Consider the following 14,823-nt stretch of genomic DNA (forward strand, 5'->3'; position numbering starts at 1 on the left):
CGGCCGCCGCTCCGCCGCCCGGGTCGATCGTCCCGACCGGGCCGACCGGACCCGGCCTGCCGGTGGTCAACCCGGCGCCGGTGCGGAACGGCGCGCCGTCGGCACTGCTCGCCGGGTGGGTGCTCGGCTGGGTCGGGCACGGCGTAGCGCTGGCCCTGGCGGCCGGCTGCGCGCTGGTGCCGCTGGTCCTCGGGCGGGCGGCCGGCACCCCGCTGCTGGCCGGCGGTCCGCTGCTGGTGGTGGCGCTCGCCCTGTTCGCCGGCGCGCTGGCGGCGGGCGGCCGGACCCACCGGGCGGTCGCCGCCGGGCTGCTGGTGCCGGTGCTGGCCACCGCGCTGATCCGGCCGGTCGCCGCGCTGCGCCCCGGGTTGCTGCTGCTGGCCGCGGGGATCGTGGTGCTCGCGCTGGCCGGCGCGGTCCGGGCGCTGCCGGCGGGGCCGCGGACCGGCCCGCGGCTCGGCGCCTTCCTGGTGGCCGCCGGCCTGGGCCAGGTCGCCACCGTCCTCAGCGGGCTGGTCGCCGCGGCCACCGCGGCCGCCGCCTTCCCGGCCTGGCAGGGCGGGCGGACCGCCCCGGTCCCGTCCTGGGGGTGGCAGCTCCCGGTGGCCGTGCTGCTCACCGCCGGGGCCGTCGCCCTGCTGGTGCCCCGGGTCGCCCGGCCGCTGGCCGGGGTGGTCGGTGGCGCGCTGGCCGTGCTGGCCGCACCGGCCGTGACGGCCACCCCGTGGCCGCTGGTGCTGGTCGCGGACCTGGCGGCGGCCACCGCGCTGCTGCTGGTGGTGGTCGCCCGGCCGCGCCGGCGGTACCCCACCGTGGTGGTCACCGCGCTCACCGCGGCCGTCCTGCTCGGGCACGCCCTGCTGGTCTCCTGTGCCGCGCCGGCCGGCGCGGGCGCGGTGCTCGCCGTCCTGGCCGCCCTCGGCGTGACCGTGGCGGCGCGGGGTCGCCGGGGCCGGGGCGCGCAGCCGGTCATCGCCGGGGTGGCGCTGGCCGTGGCGCTGGTCGCCGTGCCGGCGGGGGTGGCCGTCGCGCTGCTCGGTCTCGGCGCGCCGCCCTGGTGGCAGTTGCGCGGCGCGACGGTCGCCGTCGGGGTACCGGTGGTCGCCGTCCTCGCCGTCCGTCGCCACTGGCCCGACCTGCACGGGTACGCCTCGACCGGCCTCGCCGTGGCGCTCGCGGCGGTCGGCCTCGGGCCGCTGGTCGTACCGGGTGGGGAGCCCGTGGCGCTCTACGGCGCCGTCGGGGCGCTGCTGGCGCTGGCCGCCGGGGGCGGTGCCCGGCCCGGTCCCGCCCCGCGGGTGGTCGGCGCCGCGCTGGCCGGCCTGGCGCTGCTCGCCGCCGCCCCGGCCGCCCTCGCGGTGCTGCTGGACCTGCCGGTCCGGCCCTGGTCCGGGGTGCCCGCCGTCGAGCCCGCGCCGGCGGCGGCCCGCGCCGGGCTGGTGCTGGTGCTGCTTGGAGCGGTCGCGGCGGCGTACGCCCGGATCGCGACGGTTCCGGGTCGCCGGGCGTCGTCGGGTGCGCCGAGCGGGAGTCGCCGGGGCGGCGGCCACTGGCTGCCCGCGCTGGCCGCGCTGCCGTTCGGCGCGGTGGCCCTGCCGGTGCTGCTGGCGGCGGCCGGCGCGCCCTGGCCGGTGGTGCCCGCCCTGGTCTTCGGGACCGGGGTGGCCGCGCTGCTGCTGGCGGCGCTGGCCGGCCCGCGCCCGGCGGCGCTGCCGGTCCTGCTGCCGCTGGGGCTCGCCCTCACCGCCCTCGGGTTCGGTGGCCTCCTCGCCACCCGGGCCGGCACTCTGGCCGGGCTGGGCGTGCTGGTCGTCGCGGCGGCCGTGGCGGGGGCGGCCGGCCGGCCGGCCGAGGTCCGGCTCGCCGGCTGGCTGGGCGCCGTGGCGGCGGCCACCGGGTTCGCGGTCACCGCGGCGCTGGCCGGCGGGCTGCCGCTGCGTACCGCCGCGTTCGCGGTGCTGGCCGTCGCGGCGGTGACCCTGCACGCCACGCCGGCACTGCGCGCCCGGACCGCTGCCTCGACGGGTGGGGCGGAGGCGCGCCGGCCCGCTGAGGCGGCGGGTACGGCGCAGGGGGCCGGTCCGGTTCGGGCCGGCCGTGCGGACGGGGCGGTGGCGCTGGAGGCGGCGGCGCAGGCGGTTGCCCTGCTGGCGCTGCTGCTCACCGGTGGCGCGTTGCGGCACGCGGCGGCGGTCAGCGTGCTGTGGGGCCTGGCCGTGGCGGTCCGGGTGCTGCGCCGGGGCGAGACGCCGGCCCGGCGGTGGGGCTTCGCCGCGGTCGCGGGCGGGAGCGAACTGCTCGGCGGCTGGCTGCTGCTGGCCGCCGGCGGGGTGGCGGTGCTGGAGGCGTACACCCTGCCGGCGGCGGCACTCGCCCTCGGCGCGGGCCTGCTGGCGCTGCGGTCCCGCCCCGGGCTGAACAGCTGGCTGGCGCTCGGCCCCGGGCTCGGCGCGGCGCTGCTGCCCGGCCTCGTCTCGGTGCTGGCCGCGCCGGACCCGCAGCCGGCCCGCCGGCTGGTCCTCGGCCTGGTGGCGCTCGGCGCGGTGCTCGGCGGCGCGGCCCGGCGCTGGCAGGCGCCGGTCCTGCTGGGCGCGGCGCCCCTGGTCCCGCTGGCCCTGCACGAGCTGGCCCGGGGCTGGGACCTGCTGCCCCGCTGGATCTTCCTGGGCCTGGGCGGCCTGGCGCTGATCGCCCTCGCCGCCACCTACGAGCGGCGGCGACGCGATCTGGCCCGGCTGCGGGCCGCCGTGGGCGGGATGAGGTAGGGGTAGCACCACCCCGGGCTGGGGGGTTGCCAGGATTACCCAGCGCGATCAATCCGCGCAGAATCGGTTACGCAGAGTCGCGCCGCCGGCGTGGCCACCCAACCGAGGAGCGGGGATCGGATGACCTCATCGACGTTGACGGCGCCGGCGGCACGGCGGGGCAGCGACTACGCGCGGCTGTCCCGCCGGGTCGCCGCCGCGGGCCTGTTCGACCGGCGACCCGGCCGGTACGCGGCCCGGATCGGGATCACCCTGGGCGCCTTCCTGGCCGGCTGGGCCGTGGTGGTGGCGGTCGGCGACTCCTGGTGGCAGGTGCCGTTGGCGGCGCTCATGGCGGTGGCCACCACCCAGGTGGCGTTCCTCGGCCACGACGCCGGCCACCGGCAGATGTTCCGCCGGCGCGGCCCGAGCGAGGCAGCCGGCCTGGTCGCCGGGAACCTCGCGGTCGGGCTGAGCTACGGCTGGTGGGTCGACAAGCACAACCGGCACCACGCCAACCCCAACCACGCCGACGAGGACCCCGACGTCGGGGCGGGCGCGCTGGTCTGGACGTACGAGCAGGCGACGGCGACCCGGGGCGTGAGCCGGTGGATGGCCCGGCGGCAGGCGTGGCTGTTCTTCCCGCTGCTGCTGCTGGAAGGGCTGGCGCTGCACGTGGCCAGCGTGCGGGCGCTGGTCGGCCGGGAGCCGGACGGCCGGTGGCGCACCCCGGTCCGGCACCGCGCCGTGGAGGGGCTGCTGCTCGTGGCGCACGCCGTCGGCTACCTGGGCCTGCTGTTCGCCGTGATGTCGCCCGGCAAGGCGCTGCTCTTCGCGGCCGTCCACCAGGGGCTGTGGGGGCTCTACATGGGCTGTGCCTTCGCCCCGAACCACAAGGGCATGCCGATGCTCACGGCCGAGGACGACCTGGACTTCCTGCGCAAGCAGGTGCTCACCTCGCGCAACGTCTGCGGCGGGCGGTTCGTCGACGTGGCGCTGGGGGCGCTCAACTACCAGATCGAGCACCACCTCTTCCCGAACATGCCCCGGGCCAACCTGCGGCGGGCCCGGCCGATCGTCCGCGCCTACTGCGCCGAGCAGGGCATCCCGTACGCGGAGACCGGGCTGGTCGAGTCCTACCGGCAGGCGCTCGCGCACCTGCACGAGGTGGGCCGCCCGTTGCGGCAGGGCTGAGCCGGTCGGCCCGGCCGGCGAGCGGCGAGGGTCGATTTCCGGCGTGCGTCGAGCAGCGCCGATCCGCCGTGCCGGTAGGGTCGTCGCATGGCAGACCTGCTCACCGCGACGGCGGTGCGAGCCGAGGCGGGGCGGCCGGACCCGACCCGGCGTACCGACGACACCGTCCGGAGCGCGGCATGAGATTCGAGATCAGCAAGGTGCTGGACGCCATCGAGGGTCGGGTCTGCACCGATCCCTCGCTGGCGCGGGCGGTGGTCGACCTGGCCGAGGTGATCCGCTGGCAGGACCTGGACGGCGGCCGGCCGGCCAGCCTGCTGCGGCTCGGCATGGTGATCGACGCGCTGTCCCGGCAGATGGAGGAGGACAGCGTCCCGGTCTACGCGATCGTGCACCGGGCCCTGCTCTCCGACGCGGACCTGACCTCCAACGAGCGGATGGTGGTCCGGCGCTGGGCCGACGACGGCCTCGTCGAGGTGCTCGACCAGCCCGGCGACCGGATGCTGGAGGTGGCCGACCTGCTCGGCCTGCCGGTGCTCAGCCGGGTCCGGTTCGACGGGCTGGGCGGCCGGTGGCCGTGGCTCGGCCAGGCCGGCCGGGTGCTCGCCCCGGTGCCCGGCGCCGGCGGCCCGGTCTTCATCGCGCACGTCGGCGGCGGGCAGACCCCGACCTCCGGCAGCCGCTCGCCGGTCGGCGCGAAGCTGCTCGCCCGGCAGTGGCGCTGCCCCGAGCCGGGCTGCGCGCTGTTCGGCGGCGGTGGGGGCGGGGGCGCCTTCGCCGACCTGGCCCGGGTGGACCGCGCCCCGGCCGGGCAGCCGCCACCCACGGTGCGCAACGGCGTACCGACCTGCCCCCGGCACGGCGCCCGGCTCGGCGACGCCGGGCCGCGGCCGCGTACCGCGGTGCTGGCGGTGCGGATCGGCGGACTGGTCCGGCGGCGGTTCGTGCTCACCGAGACCCAGCCGGTGCTGGTCGGGCGGGCGCCGGACGCCACCGGCGGCGTCGTGCTCGGCCAGTGGCTCAACGACGAGGCGCGGCGCTGGATCAGCCGCAGCCACGTCCGGTTCGAGCTGCGTGTGGGTGAGGTGATCGTGACCGACACCAGCACCAACGGCTCGGGCGTACGGCCGGGCGGCTCGATGGCCGAGCCGGACCGGATCGTGCTGGCCCCGCAGCAGTCCCGGGTGCTGGGCGAGGGTGACCTCGTCGAGCTCTACCCGGGCGTGCAGATCGGCCGCGCCGACGAGGTGACCAGCGACGCGAAGTTCAGCCCCACCTCGGTGATGGCCGAGGCGCCGACCATGGCGATGCGGCTGCCGCGTCCCTGACGCGACACGAAAGAAGGGCGCCGGGACCGTCGTGGTCCCGGCGCCCTCTCCTCAGGTACGCGGATCAGCCGGCCAGCACGGCGGCGAGCTGCGCCACCGCGTGGTCGATCTCCTCCTCGGTGATCACCAGCGGCGGGGCGAGCCGGATGGTCGAGCCGTGGGTGTCCTTGGCCAGGACGCCCCGCTCCATGAGCCGCTCGCAGGCCTCCCGGCCGGTCATCAGCGCCGGGTCGATGTCCAGCCCGGCCCAGAGGCCCCGGCCCCGGACCGCCACGAGACCCTTGCCCACGAGCCCGCGCAGGCCGGCGTGCAGCCGCTCGCCCAGGTCGGCCGAGCGGCGCTGGAACTCGCCGGTGGCCAGCAGCCGGACCACCTCGGTGGCGACCGCGCAGGCCAGCGGGTTGCCGCCGAAGGTCGAGCCGTGCTGGCCCGGCTTGAGCACCCCGAGCACGTCGGCGTTCGCGGCGACCGCCGAGACCGGCACGATGCCGCCGCCGAGCGCCTTGCCCAGCAGGTACATGTCCGGGACGACGCCCTCGTGCTCGCAGGCGAAGGTGGCGCCGGTGCGGCCCAGGCCCGACTGGATCTCGTCGGCGATGAAGAGCACGTTCCGGTCGGTGCAGACCTGGCGGACGCCCGGCAGGTAGCCCTCCGGCGGCACCACGACGCCCTGCTCGCCCTGGATCGGCTCGAGCAGCACGGCCACGGTGTTCTCGTCGATCGCCGCGGTCAGCGCGGCCAGGTCGCCGTAGGGGACCACGGTGAAGCCCGGCGTGTACGGCCCGAAGTCGGCACGCGCGTCCTCGTCGGTGGAGAAGCTGACGATGGTGGTGGTCCGGCCGTGGAAGTTCCCCTCGGCGACCACGATGTTCGCCTGGCCCGGGGTCACGCCCTTGACCTGGTAGCCCCACTTGCGGGCGACCTTGATGCCGGTCTCCACGGCCTCGGCGCCGGTGTTCATGGGCAGCACCAGGTCCTTGCCGCAGAGCGCGGCCAGCTCGCGGCAGAAGTCGGCGAACTGGTCGTGGATGAACGCGCGGCTGGTCAGGGTGAGCCGGTCGAGCTGCGCGTGCGCGGCCTCGATCAGCTTCGGGTGCCGGTGGCCGAAGTTCAGCGCCGAGTAGCCGGCCAGGCAGTCCAGGTAGCGGCGGCCGTCCACGTCGGTCAGCCAGGAGCCCTCGGCCGACGAGATCACCACGGGCAGCGGGTGGTAGTTGTGCGCCGTGTGACGCTCCGCGTCCCGTACCGCGGAGGGCGTCCGCAGCATGTCGTCGATGATCACTTGATTGCCTTTCCCTGACGGAGTCGCAACGTGCAGCACTTCGGTCCGCCGCCGGCCTTGCGAAGCTCGGACAGGTCGACACCGATGGTCTCGTAGCCCCGGTCGCGCAGCTTCGCGGCCAGGTCGGTGGCCTGCGCGGGCAGCACCACGTGCCGCCCGTCGCTGACCGCGTTCAGCCCCAGCACCTCGGCGTCGGCCATGGTGGCGTGGACCGCGTCCGGGAAGAGCCGGCGAAGCACCGCCTGGCTGCCCGGGGAGAACGCCTCCGGCAGGTACGCCACGGTCCGCTCGTCGAGCACGGTGAGCGCGGTGTCCAGGTGGTAGAAGCGCGCGTCCACCAGCTGCATGGTGATCACCGGGTAGCCGAAGACCTCCTGGAGCTGCGCGTGCGAGGCGTGCGCGGTGCGGAACCCGGTGCCGGCGAGCAGGTGGTCGCCGACCAGCAGGACGTCGCCCTCACCCTCGTTGACGTGCTTCGGGTCGTACATCTCGAAGCCGGCGGCCTCGAACCAGGCCCGGTAGGCGGGCGCCTCGTCGGCGCGCTGCGGGTCGCGGAACTGCACCGCCATGGCCTTGCCGTCGATCACCGTGCCACCGTTGGCCGCGAAGACCATGTCCGGCAGGCCGACGACCGGGTCGATCAGCTCGACCTCGTGGCCCAGGTCGAGGTAGGTCTGGCGGAGCTGCTCCCACTGCCGGATCGCCAGGTCGGCGTCGACCGGGGCGGTGGGGTCCATCCACGGGTTGATCGCGTAGTCGACGGCGAAGTACGTCGGCCGGCACATCAAGAAGCGCTGGCGGGTGGCGTCCATCGTCATGTCGTGCTCCCAGGGGTCGGGCGCGCCCGGCCACCGTGGCCCACGGGCTGGCGCCGTGGTCCAACGGTATGCGGCCCGGGCCGACGACATCCACCGCGAGAAGTTGCGTACGGCGACGGATCGTTGCGTCTGGCCTACTTCTCGCGGTGGATCGTTGCGTCCACGTGCTCAGCCGCGCTCCACGCCCAGGTGCACCCGCCGGTGCCCCGGCCGCTCGATCTCGTCGAGCAGGGCCAGCGCCAGGTCCGCGTACGTGATCCGGCTCGCGGCCCGGGCCGGGGCGAACCGGTACCGGCCCGCGGGCGTCCCGCCGTGGTCGAAGTCGCCGGCCGGGCTGAGCACCAGCCAGTCGGCGTCCGCCCCCTCCCGGCGCAGCACCTCGGTCCCGGCCGCGTGCCCCAGGTAGAAGTCCCGGTACTCCCGCGGGTAGTCCGGCGTGTCCATGAGCGGCACGCCGTCCGCCGTCGGGAGCACCGAGGCCAGCCCGACCACCACGAGCCGGGCCGTCCCGGCCCGACGCGACCCGGCGAGCGCGGCCCGGGCCGCCGCCGGGAAGAAGACGTCCGGTGGCGCGGCCAGGTCGGCGGCGGCGTGCACCGCCGCGTCGTGCCCGGCCATCAGGCCGGCGACCTGATCGGCGTCGGTGATGTCGCCGGCGGTCACCCGCACCCCGCTGTCGGCCGTCAGGTCCGCGTGGCGGGCCGGGTCGCGGACCACGGCGGTCACCTCGTGGCCCCGGTCACGGGCCGCCCCGACCGTCGCCCGGCCGGCCCGGCCGCCGGCCCCGAAGACGATGATCCTGCTCATCGACGTACCTCTCCTCGTCGTCCTGGCCGGCGGGGTCGCCGGCCGTCCGCGCGGACGCTATCCGGCGGCCCGGTTTCCACCCGGATACCGACTACGGTGGGCGGATGGCCGCGCCGCTGGACCCGGAGATGTTCGACGAGCTCTGCCCCTCGGACCTGTCGCCGATCCGGTTCGGGGACAAGTGGGCCGGCATGGTGGTCCGCTGCCTGGAGGACGGGCCCCGCCGCTTCTCCGAGCTGCGGGTGCCGCTGCGCGGCGTCACCGCCAAGGTGCTGACCCGGTCGCTGCGCCGGCTCGAAGCCGACGGGCTGGTCCGGCGGGCCGCGCTGGCCGGGCGGGTCGAGTACGCGCTCACCCCGCTGGGGCGCAGCCTGCTCGGCCCGATGGATGTCGCCTGCGCCTGGGCCCGGGAGCACTGGGAGGAACTGCTCGACGCCCGCGACGGCGTGGCCACGGCCGCCGACTGACCCCGGACATACTTCGGGGGCGGCGAACCGCCGCCCCCGAAAGAGGTTGCCCGGCTGGTGAACCACCAGAGCTGATCGGGCGTGCCGGCGCTGCGCCGGCGACCGGGAAACTGCCCGTCAGAAGAGACCCGCAAACTGTGAGTCGAGCCACTCCCGGAACCGGCCCACCCACTCGCCGTCGGTGGTCGGCCAGTCGAACTGGCCGGTCATCGCCACGACGCCGAGCACCACGGCGCCAAGGCCGACGATCACGCCGATCAGGGCGTCGGTCTTGCCGGCCACGTGCCGGCGCCGGGTGGCGATCAGGCCGAGCACGGCAAGCACCGCGCCGACCGCGCCGAGGCCGATGCCGTAGCCGGCGAGGGTGCCGGAGAGCACGAAGAGCGCGCCGACCACCGACACGATCAGCCCGAGGGTGGCGAGCAGGCTGGCCCGGGGCCGCTTCGTGGTGACCGGCTCGACCCGCTCCACCGCCGGGTCCCGGTCGACCGGCCGGTCCGGCCGGCCGTCCCCGTCCAGGTCGACGGTGCGCTCCAGGGTCGGGTCCGGGTCGACCGTCGTGGGAGTGCGCCGGCCGTCCGGGCCGGTCGGGCGGGCGGTGGCGGCCCGCGCCGCCGCGGCCCGGTCCGCTGCGCGCCGCTCCGCGTCGGTGGCGCGCTCGTCCTCGGTCGCCGTGGCGGCACTCCGGTACGTGGTCCGCTCCGTGTCGCGGTCGGTGACCACGGGCCGGTCGTCCACCCGGTCGCCGACCCGGTCGCGCTCGTCGACCACCCCGTCGCCGTTCACGTCTTCGGTTCGCGCCGGGTCGTTCCGGCGGGACAGAATCTTCACTGGGACACCTCCTGATCTCCGGCGCGGAGACCGCGCATGACAGTGAGGACGTACCCCGTGGCGGACAGGTCGACACCCGTCGACCCCCGCTCCTGCCTGGTCGGCGTCGTACGGGCCGGCGGGCTACCGTTGCCGTCGTGCCAGAGGGACACACCATCCACCGCCTGGCGGCCCGGCACGCCGAGCTCTTCGCCGGCGACAAGGTGCACGCCGCCAGCCCGCAGGGCCGCTTCGCCGAGGGCGCGGCCCGGCTCACCGGCACCGTCCTGGACGGCACCGAGGCGTACGGCAAGCACCTGCTGCACCACTACGCCGGCGAGCTGACCCTGCACGTCCACCTCGGGCTCTACGGCAAGGTCACCGACGGCCCGGGCGAACCGCCGCCCCCGATCGGGCAGGTCCGATTGCGGTTGACCAGTGACCGGCACTGGCTGGACCTGCGCGGGCCGACCGCGTGCGAGCTGCTCACCCCGCCCGAGGTGGCCGCGCTGCGCGACCGGCTCGGCCCCGACCCGCTGCGCGCCGACGCCGACCCCGAGCGGGCGTACGCCCGGATCCGGCGCAGCGCCACCCCGCTGGCCGCCCTGCTGCTGGACCAGTCCGTGGTGGCTGGCACCGGCCTGATCTTCGTGACCGAGGCCCTGTTCCGGGCCGGGCTGCCGCCGCTGCTGCCGGGGCGGGACCTCACCCCGGCCGGCTGGGCGGAACTCTGGGCCGACCTGGTGGCGCTGATGACCGTCGCCGTCGAGCGGGGCCGGATCGACACCGTGCGGGACGACCACCTGCCGGAGGCCATGGGCCGGGCGCCGCGGGTCGACCGGCACGGCGGCGAGGTGTACGTCTACCGCCGCCCCGGCGAGCCCTGCCACGTCTGCGGCGCCGAGGTCAGCCGCGGCGAGCTGGCCGGCCGCAACCTCTACTGGTGCGCCACCTGCCAGGCCCGCTGACCGGCGGCGGCGCCTTCGGTGGCGAACCGGCGACCGAGCGCGGCCCGCTCAGCCGACGGCGCGGAGGGCGCCGTGGCGGCGGTGCCGGAGCCGCTCCACGGCCTGCGCTGTCGCCTCGTCGGCGGGCAGGAGGACGACCAGTTCCTGGGCGTCGGTGCTCGACAGCTCCAGCTTCTCCCGGTGCCAGCGCAGCTCGCCCACGACGGGATGGCCGAGCCGCAGCGGCACCTGCGGCGGCGGCAGGTGCTGGCGGAGCCGTCGGGTGAACTCCTGACCGGCGACGGGCGCGAGCTGGACCGTGAACCACTCGGAGGTTTCCGCGGACGGCCCGAGCCGCAGGTCGAAGGCCTGCTCGTCGGCCACCTGATCCCAGTCGGGGAACACGGTCCGGGCGCGGGAGTCGGTGAAGACGTAGCGGGTCAGGTTCGGCACGTCGGCGTCGAGCAGCCCGATCCCGCTCATGACCAGCTCGAACCCGCCCGTGTACGCGAGCACGTCGCCGAGGCGGTTGGTGACGAACGCGACCCCGGGTTCGAGCAGCCGGAGGGTCTCCCGCACGGTCGGCCGGACCTCGCGGTTGGGCGGGGCCGGGGGCCGGTGCCCGGGACAGGCCCCGCCCGTGATCTTCGCGAGGTAGCGCAGGTGCTCACGCTCCCCGGCGTCGAGGCTCAGGCCGTCCGCGAGGGCGTGCAGCACCGAGTGCGACGGGTTGCGGTCCCGGCCCTGCTCGATGCGGGTCAGGTATTCCACGCTGATCCCCGAGCGGGTGGCCACCTCCGCACGGGTCAGGCCGGGGGAGCGGCGCCGGCCCCGGTCCGGCAGGCCGAAGGACTCCGGCTGGAGGCTGTCGCGCTTGGCGCGGACGAAGTCGCCCAGTGGCGTACCCATGGGTGGAAGTCTAGGGCCGGTTCCGGCCGCACCGGCCGGCGTAGCGTGGCCCTGCGGGGGCCAGCCTGCGCCCGGTCTGGTTGCCGCCGTCCGGGCGGCGGACCGTGGACCGCATGAACGAGAAGCACAGGTTGGTCATTGTCATCGGAAGCGTCCGTGAGGGCCGGTTCGGGCCGGTCGTCGCGTCCTGGGTCGCCGAGCGGGCGCGCGAGCACGGCGGGTTCGACGTCGACGTCGTCGACCTCGCCGACGTCGAGATCCCGCTGTCGCTGCCGGCGCAGTCACCGAAGTTCGCGGGCGACGCGTACCCGCGCCCGGCGGCCATGGCGTCGCTCACCGCCCGGCTGACGGAGGCGGACGCGTTCATCCTGGTCACCCCGGAGTACAACCACAGCTACCCGGCCGCGCTGAAGGCGGCCATCGACTGGCACTTCACCCAGTGGACGGCCAAGCCGGTGGCCTTCGTGAGCTACGGCGGGGCCGCCGGCGGCCGGCACGCCGTCCTGCACCTGGAGAACGTGCTGACCGAACTGCACGCGGTGACGATCCGCGACGGGCTGGCCTTCCCGAACTACTTCACCGCCTGGCAGGACGGCCAGCCGCTCGACGCCGCGGCCTCCGGATACGCCAAGACCCTGCTGGACCAGCTCGCCTGGTGGGCCGGGGCGCTGCGGTCGGCACGCGAGGCCGTCCCGTACCCGGCCTGACCGCCGAACGGTGGGCGAGGGTGACCGGTTCGCGGGGGCCGGTCACCCCATCCCGAGCAGCCGGCGGACCGTCTCGACCTGGTGCGGGAAGACCTCGTCCTCGCCGATGCTCCAGGCCAGCGTGTGCACGACCGCCCACCCGCGCACCCGGTCCCGGTCCAGGCCCAGCTCGGCGCTGAGCCGGTCCAGCCGGTGGCGGAGCGCGGCGGGGGAGTCCCCCAGCTCGGGGCCGCGCACCAGCGGCACCGCCCCGAACTCCCGCTCGCCGACCAGGGGCTTCGGGTCGATGACCAGCCACGGCTCCCGGGTGGCCGCCAGCACGTTGCCCGCGTGCAGGTCCTGGTTGACCAGCACCTGCTCGCCCTGGCTGGGCACCAGGTCGGCGAGCAGCCCGAGGGCGGCATCCAGCAGCACCTGCTCGAACGGCCGGTTCAGCCGCTCCCACTTGGCCGGCAGCCGCTCGGCCCAGCCGGCCGCCTCCTCGGCGAGCGGGGTGAACGGCGGGCCGGCCGGCACCCAGAGGCGGGGCAGCAGTCCGACCGCCACGTCGAGCGCCGCCTCGGGCGGCAGCCGGTGCAGCGCGGTGCCGGGGACGCAGCGCTCGACCAGCAGCGCGCGGCGCTCGGCGTCGTGGGCCAGCAACCGGATCGCGCCCTGGCCGGCCCAGTGCGCCAGCGCGGTCGCCTCGTGCACGCTGTCGTCGTCCGGGTACTGGAGCTTGAGCACCGCCGGGGTGCCGTCCGGCAGCTCTACGGGCATGGCCAGCGACGCGAAGGCGTACGCGAAGGGCGGGCCGATCCGCAGCTCCCACCGGGCGGCGCAGTCGGCCAGCCGGTCCGGCAGGGTGGCCAGCCACGCCCGGCCGGCCGGATACCGCTCGGTCCAGCGCAGCCCCTCGGGGATCTCCAGACGCATCCGACCATCCTGCGTTCCGGTGGCGATCGCGTACAACCGTTTCAGCCGCGATGCCGTCTGGAACAGCGAACCCCACGGAGGTGGCCGGATGCCGGACGCATCGGACCAGGAATACGTCGACTACGTCACCGCACGCCTGCCGGCGCTGCGCCGGCTCGCGTACGGACTCTGCGGCGACCGCGACCAGGCCGACGACCTGGTGCAGGAGACCGCCACCCGGCTCTACCTGCGCTGGGCGCGGATCGGGGAGGTCGAGCAGCTCGACGCGTACGTCCGCACGGTGCTGGTGCGGCACTTCCTGGACACCCGGCGGCGCGGCTGGTGGCGGGTGCACCTGTTCGGCGGGCCACCCGACGTGCGGTCCACCGAGGACCGGGGCGTCGAGGAGCGGACCGTGCTGCGCGACGCCCTGGCCCAGGTGCCGCCCCGCCAGCGCACGGTGCTGGTGCTGCGCTTCCTGCACGACCTGCCGGTGGAGGAGGTGGCCCGGACGCTGGGCTGCTCGCCCGGCACGGTGAAGAGCCAGACCTCGCACGGCCTGGCGGCGATGCGCCGGCTGCTCGGAGACCGCGAGCTGGCCGGTCGGACCGGAAAGGAGCGGTGAGCATGAGGACCGATGACGAACACGTCGCCAACCGGCTGCGGTGGCTGGACGACGAGCCGGCCGGCCCGCCCCGGATCGACCTGCCGGGGGCGATCCGGGAGGCGCGCCGCCGCCGACGTAACCGCCGGGTGGCGGCGGCCGGACTGGCCGCCCTGGGCGTGCTGGCGGTGGCGGCGCTGCCGGCGGCGCTGGGCGAGGACCGGCGGGCGGCGCCTGCGCCGGCCGCGAGCCCCAGCCCGTCGTTGCCGTTGCCCGAACCGACCGGCCCGTGGCAGGGGGTGTGCACGGCCACACTGCTGCCCGTGCCGGGCGATCCACGGGCCGCGGTCACCGGCGGAGACCCGGACGGCCGGTGGCTGGTGGGGCGTCGGGCCCCGCAGGGGCAGGGTCGCACGGATTTCGGCCTGCTGATCTGGGAGGGGGACCAGGTCCGGGAGGTCGAGATGCCGGGCTCCATGCAGAAGCTGACGGACGTGAACCGGGCAGGCCTGGCGGTGGGTTCGTCGTGGGGGGCCGGCAGGGAGCAGCGGGCGTGGGCGGTGCGCGACGGCGAGGTCATCGGCCTGCCCGTGGTGACGTCCGGGGGCGCGACGGCCGTCAACGACGCCGGCCGGATCGTCGGCTACCGCAATCTGGTTCCCGAGAAACCCTGGATCCAACGGCCGGTGGTCTGGGACTCGTACCGGAGCCGGCCGGTCGACCTGCCACTGCCCGGCCCGAAGTGGGAGGGCACGGCCATCGACATCGACGAGGACGGCACCATCCTGGCCACGATGACCGACGGGCACCCGGACAAGCCCACCCGCGCGGTGGTGTGGCGTCCGGGCGCCGCCCGGCCGGAGGTGCTGCCGTTGCCGCGGGTGCCCGGCGGGAAGGCCGACCGGTTCATGCCCCTGTCGTTGGCCGGTGGCTGGGTGACCGGCACCGCCGAACGCGACACCGAGGTGGTCCCCCGCAGCGGCATACCCAGCTATCCGGTGCGGATCAACCTGCGGACCGGGCAGGCGGAGGTGCTGAAGGGCGTCCTCTGGGCCGGGACCGGCAACGGTCAGGGCTGGCTGGCCGGTTGGGTCTCCGATGACGTGCCGGGCGTGATCACCGACACGAGGTCGGTGAGGTTGCCCGTGCCGGACGGCTGGCGCGGCGAGCGGCAGGGCGAGGTGACCAGCTTCAGCGACGACGGCCGGGTGCTCGGCGGGAAGCTCGAGTCCGACGACCAGGTCCGGCCGGTGCGCTGGACCTGCCGGTGACCGGTCCGGGGGCGGTCCCGCACCGCCCCCGGACCGGAGCC

At 76.2% G+C, this 14,823-nt stretch carries 14 protein-coding genes; 8 read left to right on the top strand and 6 right to left on the bottom strand.

Annotated features, from left to right (window positions below; genetic code table 11):
• The 3 genes from IEY96_RS33150 to IEY96_RS16475 form a co-directional block, all read left to right on the top strand.
• Window positions 1–2,765: SCO7613 C-terminal domain-containing membrane protein (locus IEY96_RS33150; RefSeq protein WP_268247150.1), on the top strand; the 2,765-nt coding region annotated here is incomplete at its 5' end.
• A 120-nt stretch (window positions 2,766–2,885) separates the two neighbouring features.
• A complete protein-coding gene (locus IEY96_RS16470; RefSeq protein ID WP_189195662.1) occupies window positions 2,886–3,938 on the top strand; it encodes a fatty acid desaturase family protein in 1,053 nt (350 codons plus the stop codon).
• Between the two features lie 179 nt (window positions 3,939–4,117).
• The gene (locus IEY96_RS16475) at window positions 4,118–5,266 is read left to right on the top strand and encodes an FHA domain-containing protein (protein ID WP_189195663.1); all 1,149 of its coding nucleotides are present in this window, start codon (window positions 4,118–4,120) and stop codon (window positions 5,264–5,266) included.
• A 64-nt stretch (window positions 5,267–5,330) separates the two neighbouring features.
• Here IEY96_RS16475 and rocD read toward each other — a convergent pair whose 3' ends face one another.
• From rocD to IEY96_RS16490, 3 genes are all read right to left on the bottom strand, one after another.
• On the bottom strand, window positions 5,331–6,545 hold the full coding sequence (gene rocD, locus IEY96_RS16480; protein WP_189195751.1) for an ornithine--oxo-acid transaminase: 1,215 nt from the start codon (window positions 6,543–6,545) through the stop codon (window positions 5,331–5,333).
• Complete coding sequence (gene ddaH, locus IEY96_RS16485) at window positions 6,545–7,360, bottom strand: dimethylargininase (RefSeq protein ID WP_189195752.1); 816 nt, start codon at window positions 7,358–7,360, stop codon at window positions 6,545–6,547. The genes rocD and ddaH overlap by 1 nt, the downstream gene beginning before the upstream one ends.
• Window positions 7,361–7,534: 174 nt before the next feature.
• A complete protein-coding gene (locus tag IEY96_RS16490; RefSeq protein WP_189195664.1) occupies window positions 7,535–8,173 on the bottom strand; it encodes an NAD(P)-dependent oxidoreductase in 639 nt (212 codons plus the stop codon).
• Window positions 8,174–8,277: 104 nt separating this feature from the next.
• On the opposite strand from IEY96_RS16490, the gene IEY96_RS16495 reads away from it, so the two are divergent.
• Window positions 8,278–8,640 (top strand): winged helix-turn-helix transcriptional regulator, encoded by a 363-nt coding sequence (locus IEY96_RS16495; RefSeq protein WP_189195665.1) that lies wholly within the window; start codon window positions 8,278–8,280, stop codon window positions 8,638–8,640.
• 117 nt (window positions 8,641–8,757) lie between these two features.
• On the opposite strand, the gene IEY96_RS16500 is transcribed toward IEY96_RS16495, so the two are convergent.
• Window positions 8,758–9,471, bottom strand: a complete 714-nt coding sequence (locus IEY96_RS16500; protein WP_189195666.1) for a DMT family transporter — start codon at window positions 9,469–9,471, stop codon at window positions 8,758–8,760.
• Window positions 9,472–9,608: 137 nt separating this feature from the next.
• Here IEY96_RS16500 and IEY96_RS16505 point away from each other — a divergent pair, with 137 nt between their 5' ends.
• Entirely contained in the window at window positions 9,609–10,418 is an 810-nt protein-coding gene (locus IEY96_RS16505) for an Fpg/Nei family DNA glycosylase (RefSeq protein ID WP_189195667.1), read from the top strand.
• 48 nt (window positions 10,419–10,466) lie between these two features.
• Here the strand turns inward: IEY96_RS16505 and IEY96_RS16510 are convergent, their stop codons facing one another.
• The gene (locus IEY96_RS16510) at window positions 10,467–11,306 is read right to left on the bottom strand and encodes a helix-turn-helix domain-containing protein (protein WP_189195668.1); all 840 of its coding nucleotides are present in this window, start codon (window positions 11,304–11,306) and stop codon (window positions 10,467–10,469) included.
• 113 nt (window positions 11,307–11,419) lie between these two features.
• Between IEY96_RS16510 and IEY96_RS16515 the strand changes: the two genes are divergently transcribed.
• On the top strand, window positions 11,420–12,013 hold the full coding sequence (locus IEY96_RS16515; RefSeq protein WP_189195669.1) for an NADPH-dependent FMN reductase: 594 nt from the start codon (window positions 11,420–11,422) through the stop codon (window positions 12,011–12,013).
• A 42-nt stretch (window positions 12,014–12,055) separates the two neighbouring features.
• On the opposite strand, the gene IEY96_RS16520 is transcribed toward IEY96_RS16515, so the two are convergent.
• On the bottom strand, window positions 12,056–12,928 hold the full coding sequence (locus IEY96_RS16520) for an aminoglycoside phosphotransferase family protein (RefSeq protein WP_189195670.1): 873 nt from the start codon (window positions 12,926–12,928) through the stop codon (window positions 12,056–12,058).
• A gap of 88 nt (window positions 12,929–13,016) precedes the next feature.
• Between IEY96_RS16520 and IEY96_RS16525 the strand changes: the two genes are divergently transcribed.
• The gene (locus tag IEY96_RS16525; protein ID WP_189195671.1) at window positions 13,017–13,532 is read left to right on the top strand and encodes a SigE family RNA polymerase sigma factor; all 516 of its coding nucleotides are present in this window, start codon (window positions 13,017–13,019) and stop codon (window positions 13,530–13,532) included.
• Window positions 13,533–13,534: 2 nt separating this feature from the next.
• Complete coding sequence (locus IEY96_RS16530; protein WP_189195672.1) at window positions 13,535–14,782, top strand: hypothetical protein; 1,248 nt, start codon at window positions 13,535–13,537, stop codon at window positions 14,780–14,782.
• Window positions 14,783–14,823 lie beyond the last annotated feature (41 nt).

This window comes from Micromonospora fulviviridis (assembly GCF_014648395.1).
Taxonomy (GTDB): domain Bacteria; phylum Actinomycetota; class Actinomycetes; order Mycobacteriales; family Micromonosporaceae; genus Micromonospora; species Micromonospora fulviviridis.

Bases quoted from the DNA above. Each gene is read 5' to 3' on its own strand.
- IEY96_RS16470 (WP_189195662.1), top strand. From the start codon at position 2,886: ATGACCTCATCGACGTTGACGGCGCCGGCGGCACGGCGGGGCAGCGAC.
- IEY96_RS16475 (WP_189195663.1), top strand. From the start codon at position 4,118: ATGAGATTCGAGATCAGCAAGGTGCTGGACGCCATCGAGGGTCGGGTC.
- ddaH (WP_189195752.1), bottom strand. From the start codon at position 7,360: ATGGACGCCACCCGCCAGCGCTTCTTGATGTGCCGGCCGACGTACTTC.
- IEY96_RS16490 (WP_189195664.1), bottom strand. From the start codon at position 8,173: ATGAGCAGGATCATCGTCTTCGGGGCCGGCGGCCGGGCCGGCCGGGCG.
- IEY96_RS16495 (WP_189195665.1), top strand. From the start codon at position 8,278: ATGGCCGCGCCGCTGGACCCGGAGATGTTCGACGAGCTCTGCCCCTCG.
- IEY96_RS16510 (WP_189195668.1), bottom strand. From the start codon at position 11,306: ATGGGTACGCCACTGGGCGACTTCGTCCGCGCCAAGCGCGACAGCCTC.
- IEY96_RS16515 (WP_189195669.1), top strand. From the start codon at position 11,420: ATGAACGAGAAGCACAGGTTGGTCATTGTCATCGGAAGCGTCCGTGAG.
- IEY96_RS16520 (WP_189195670.1), bottom strand. From the start codon at position 12,928: ATGCGTCTGGAGATCCCCGAGGGGCTGCGCTGGACCGAGCGGTATCCG.
- IEY96_RS16525 (WP_189195671.1), top strand. From the start codon at position 13,017: ATGCCGGACGCATCGGACCAGGAATACGTCGACTACGTCACCGCACGC.
- IEY96_RS16530 (WP_189195672.1), top strand. From the start codon at position 13,535: ATGAGGACCGATGACGAACACGTCGCCAACCGGCTGCGGTGGCTGGAC.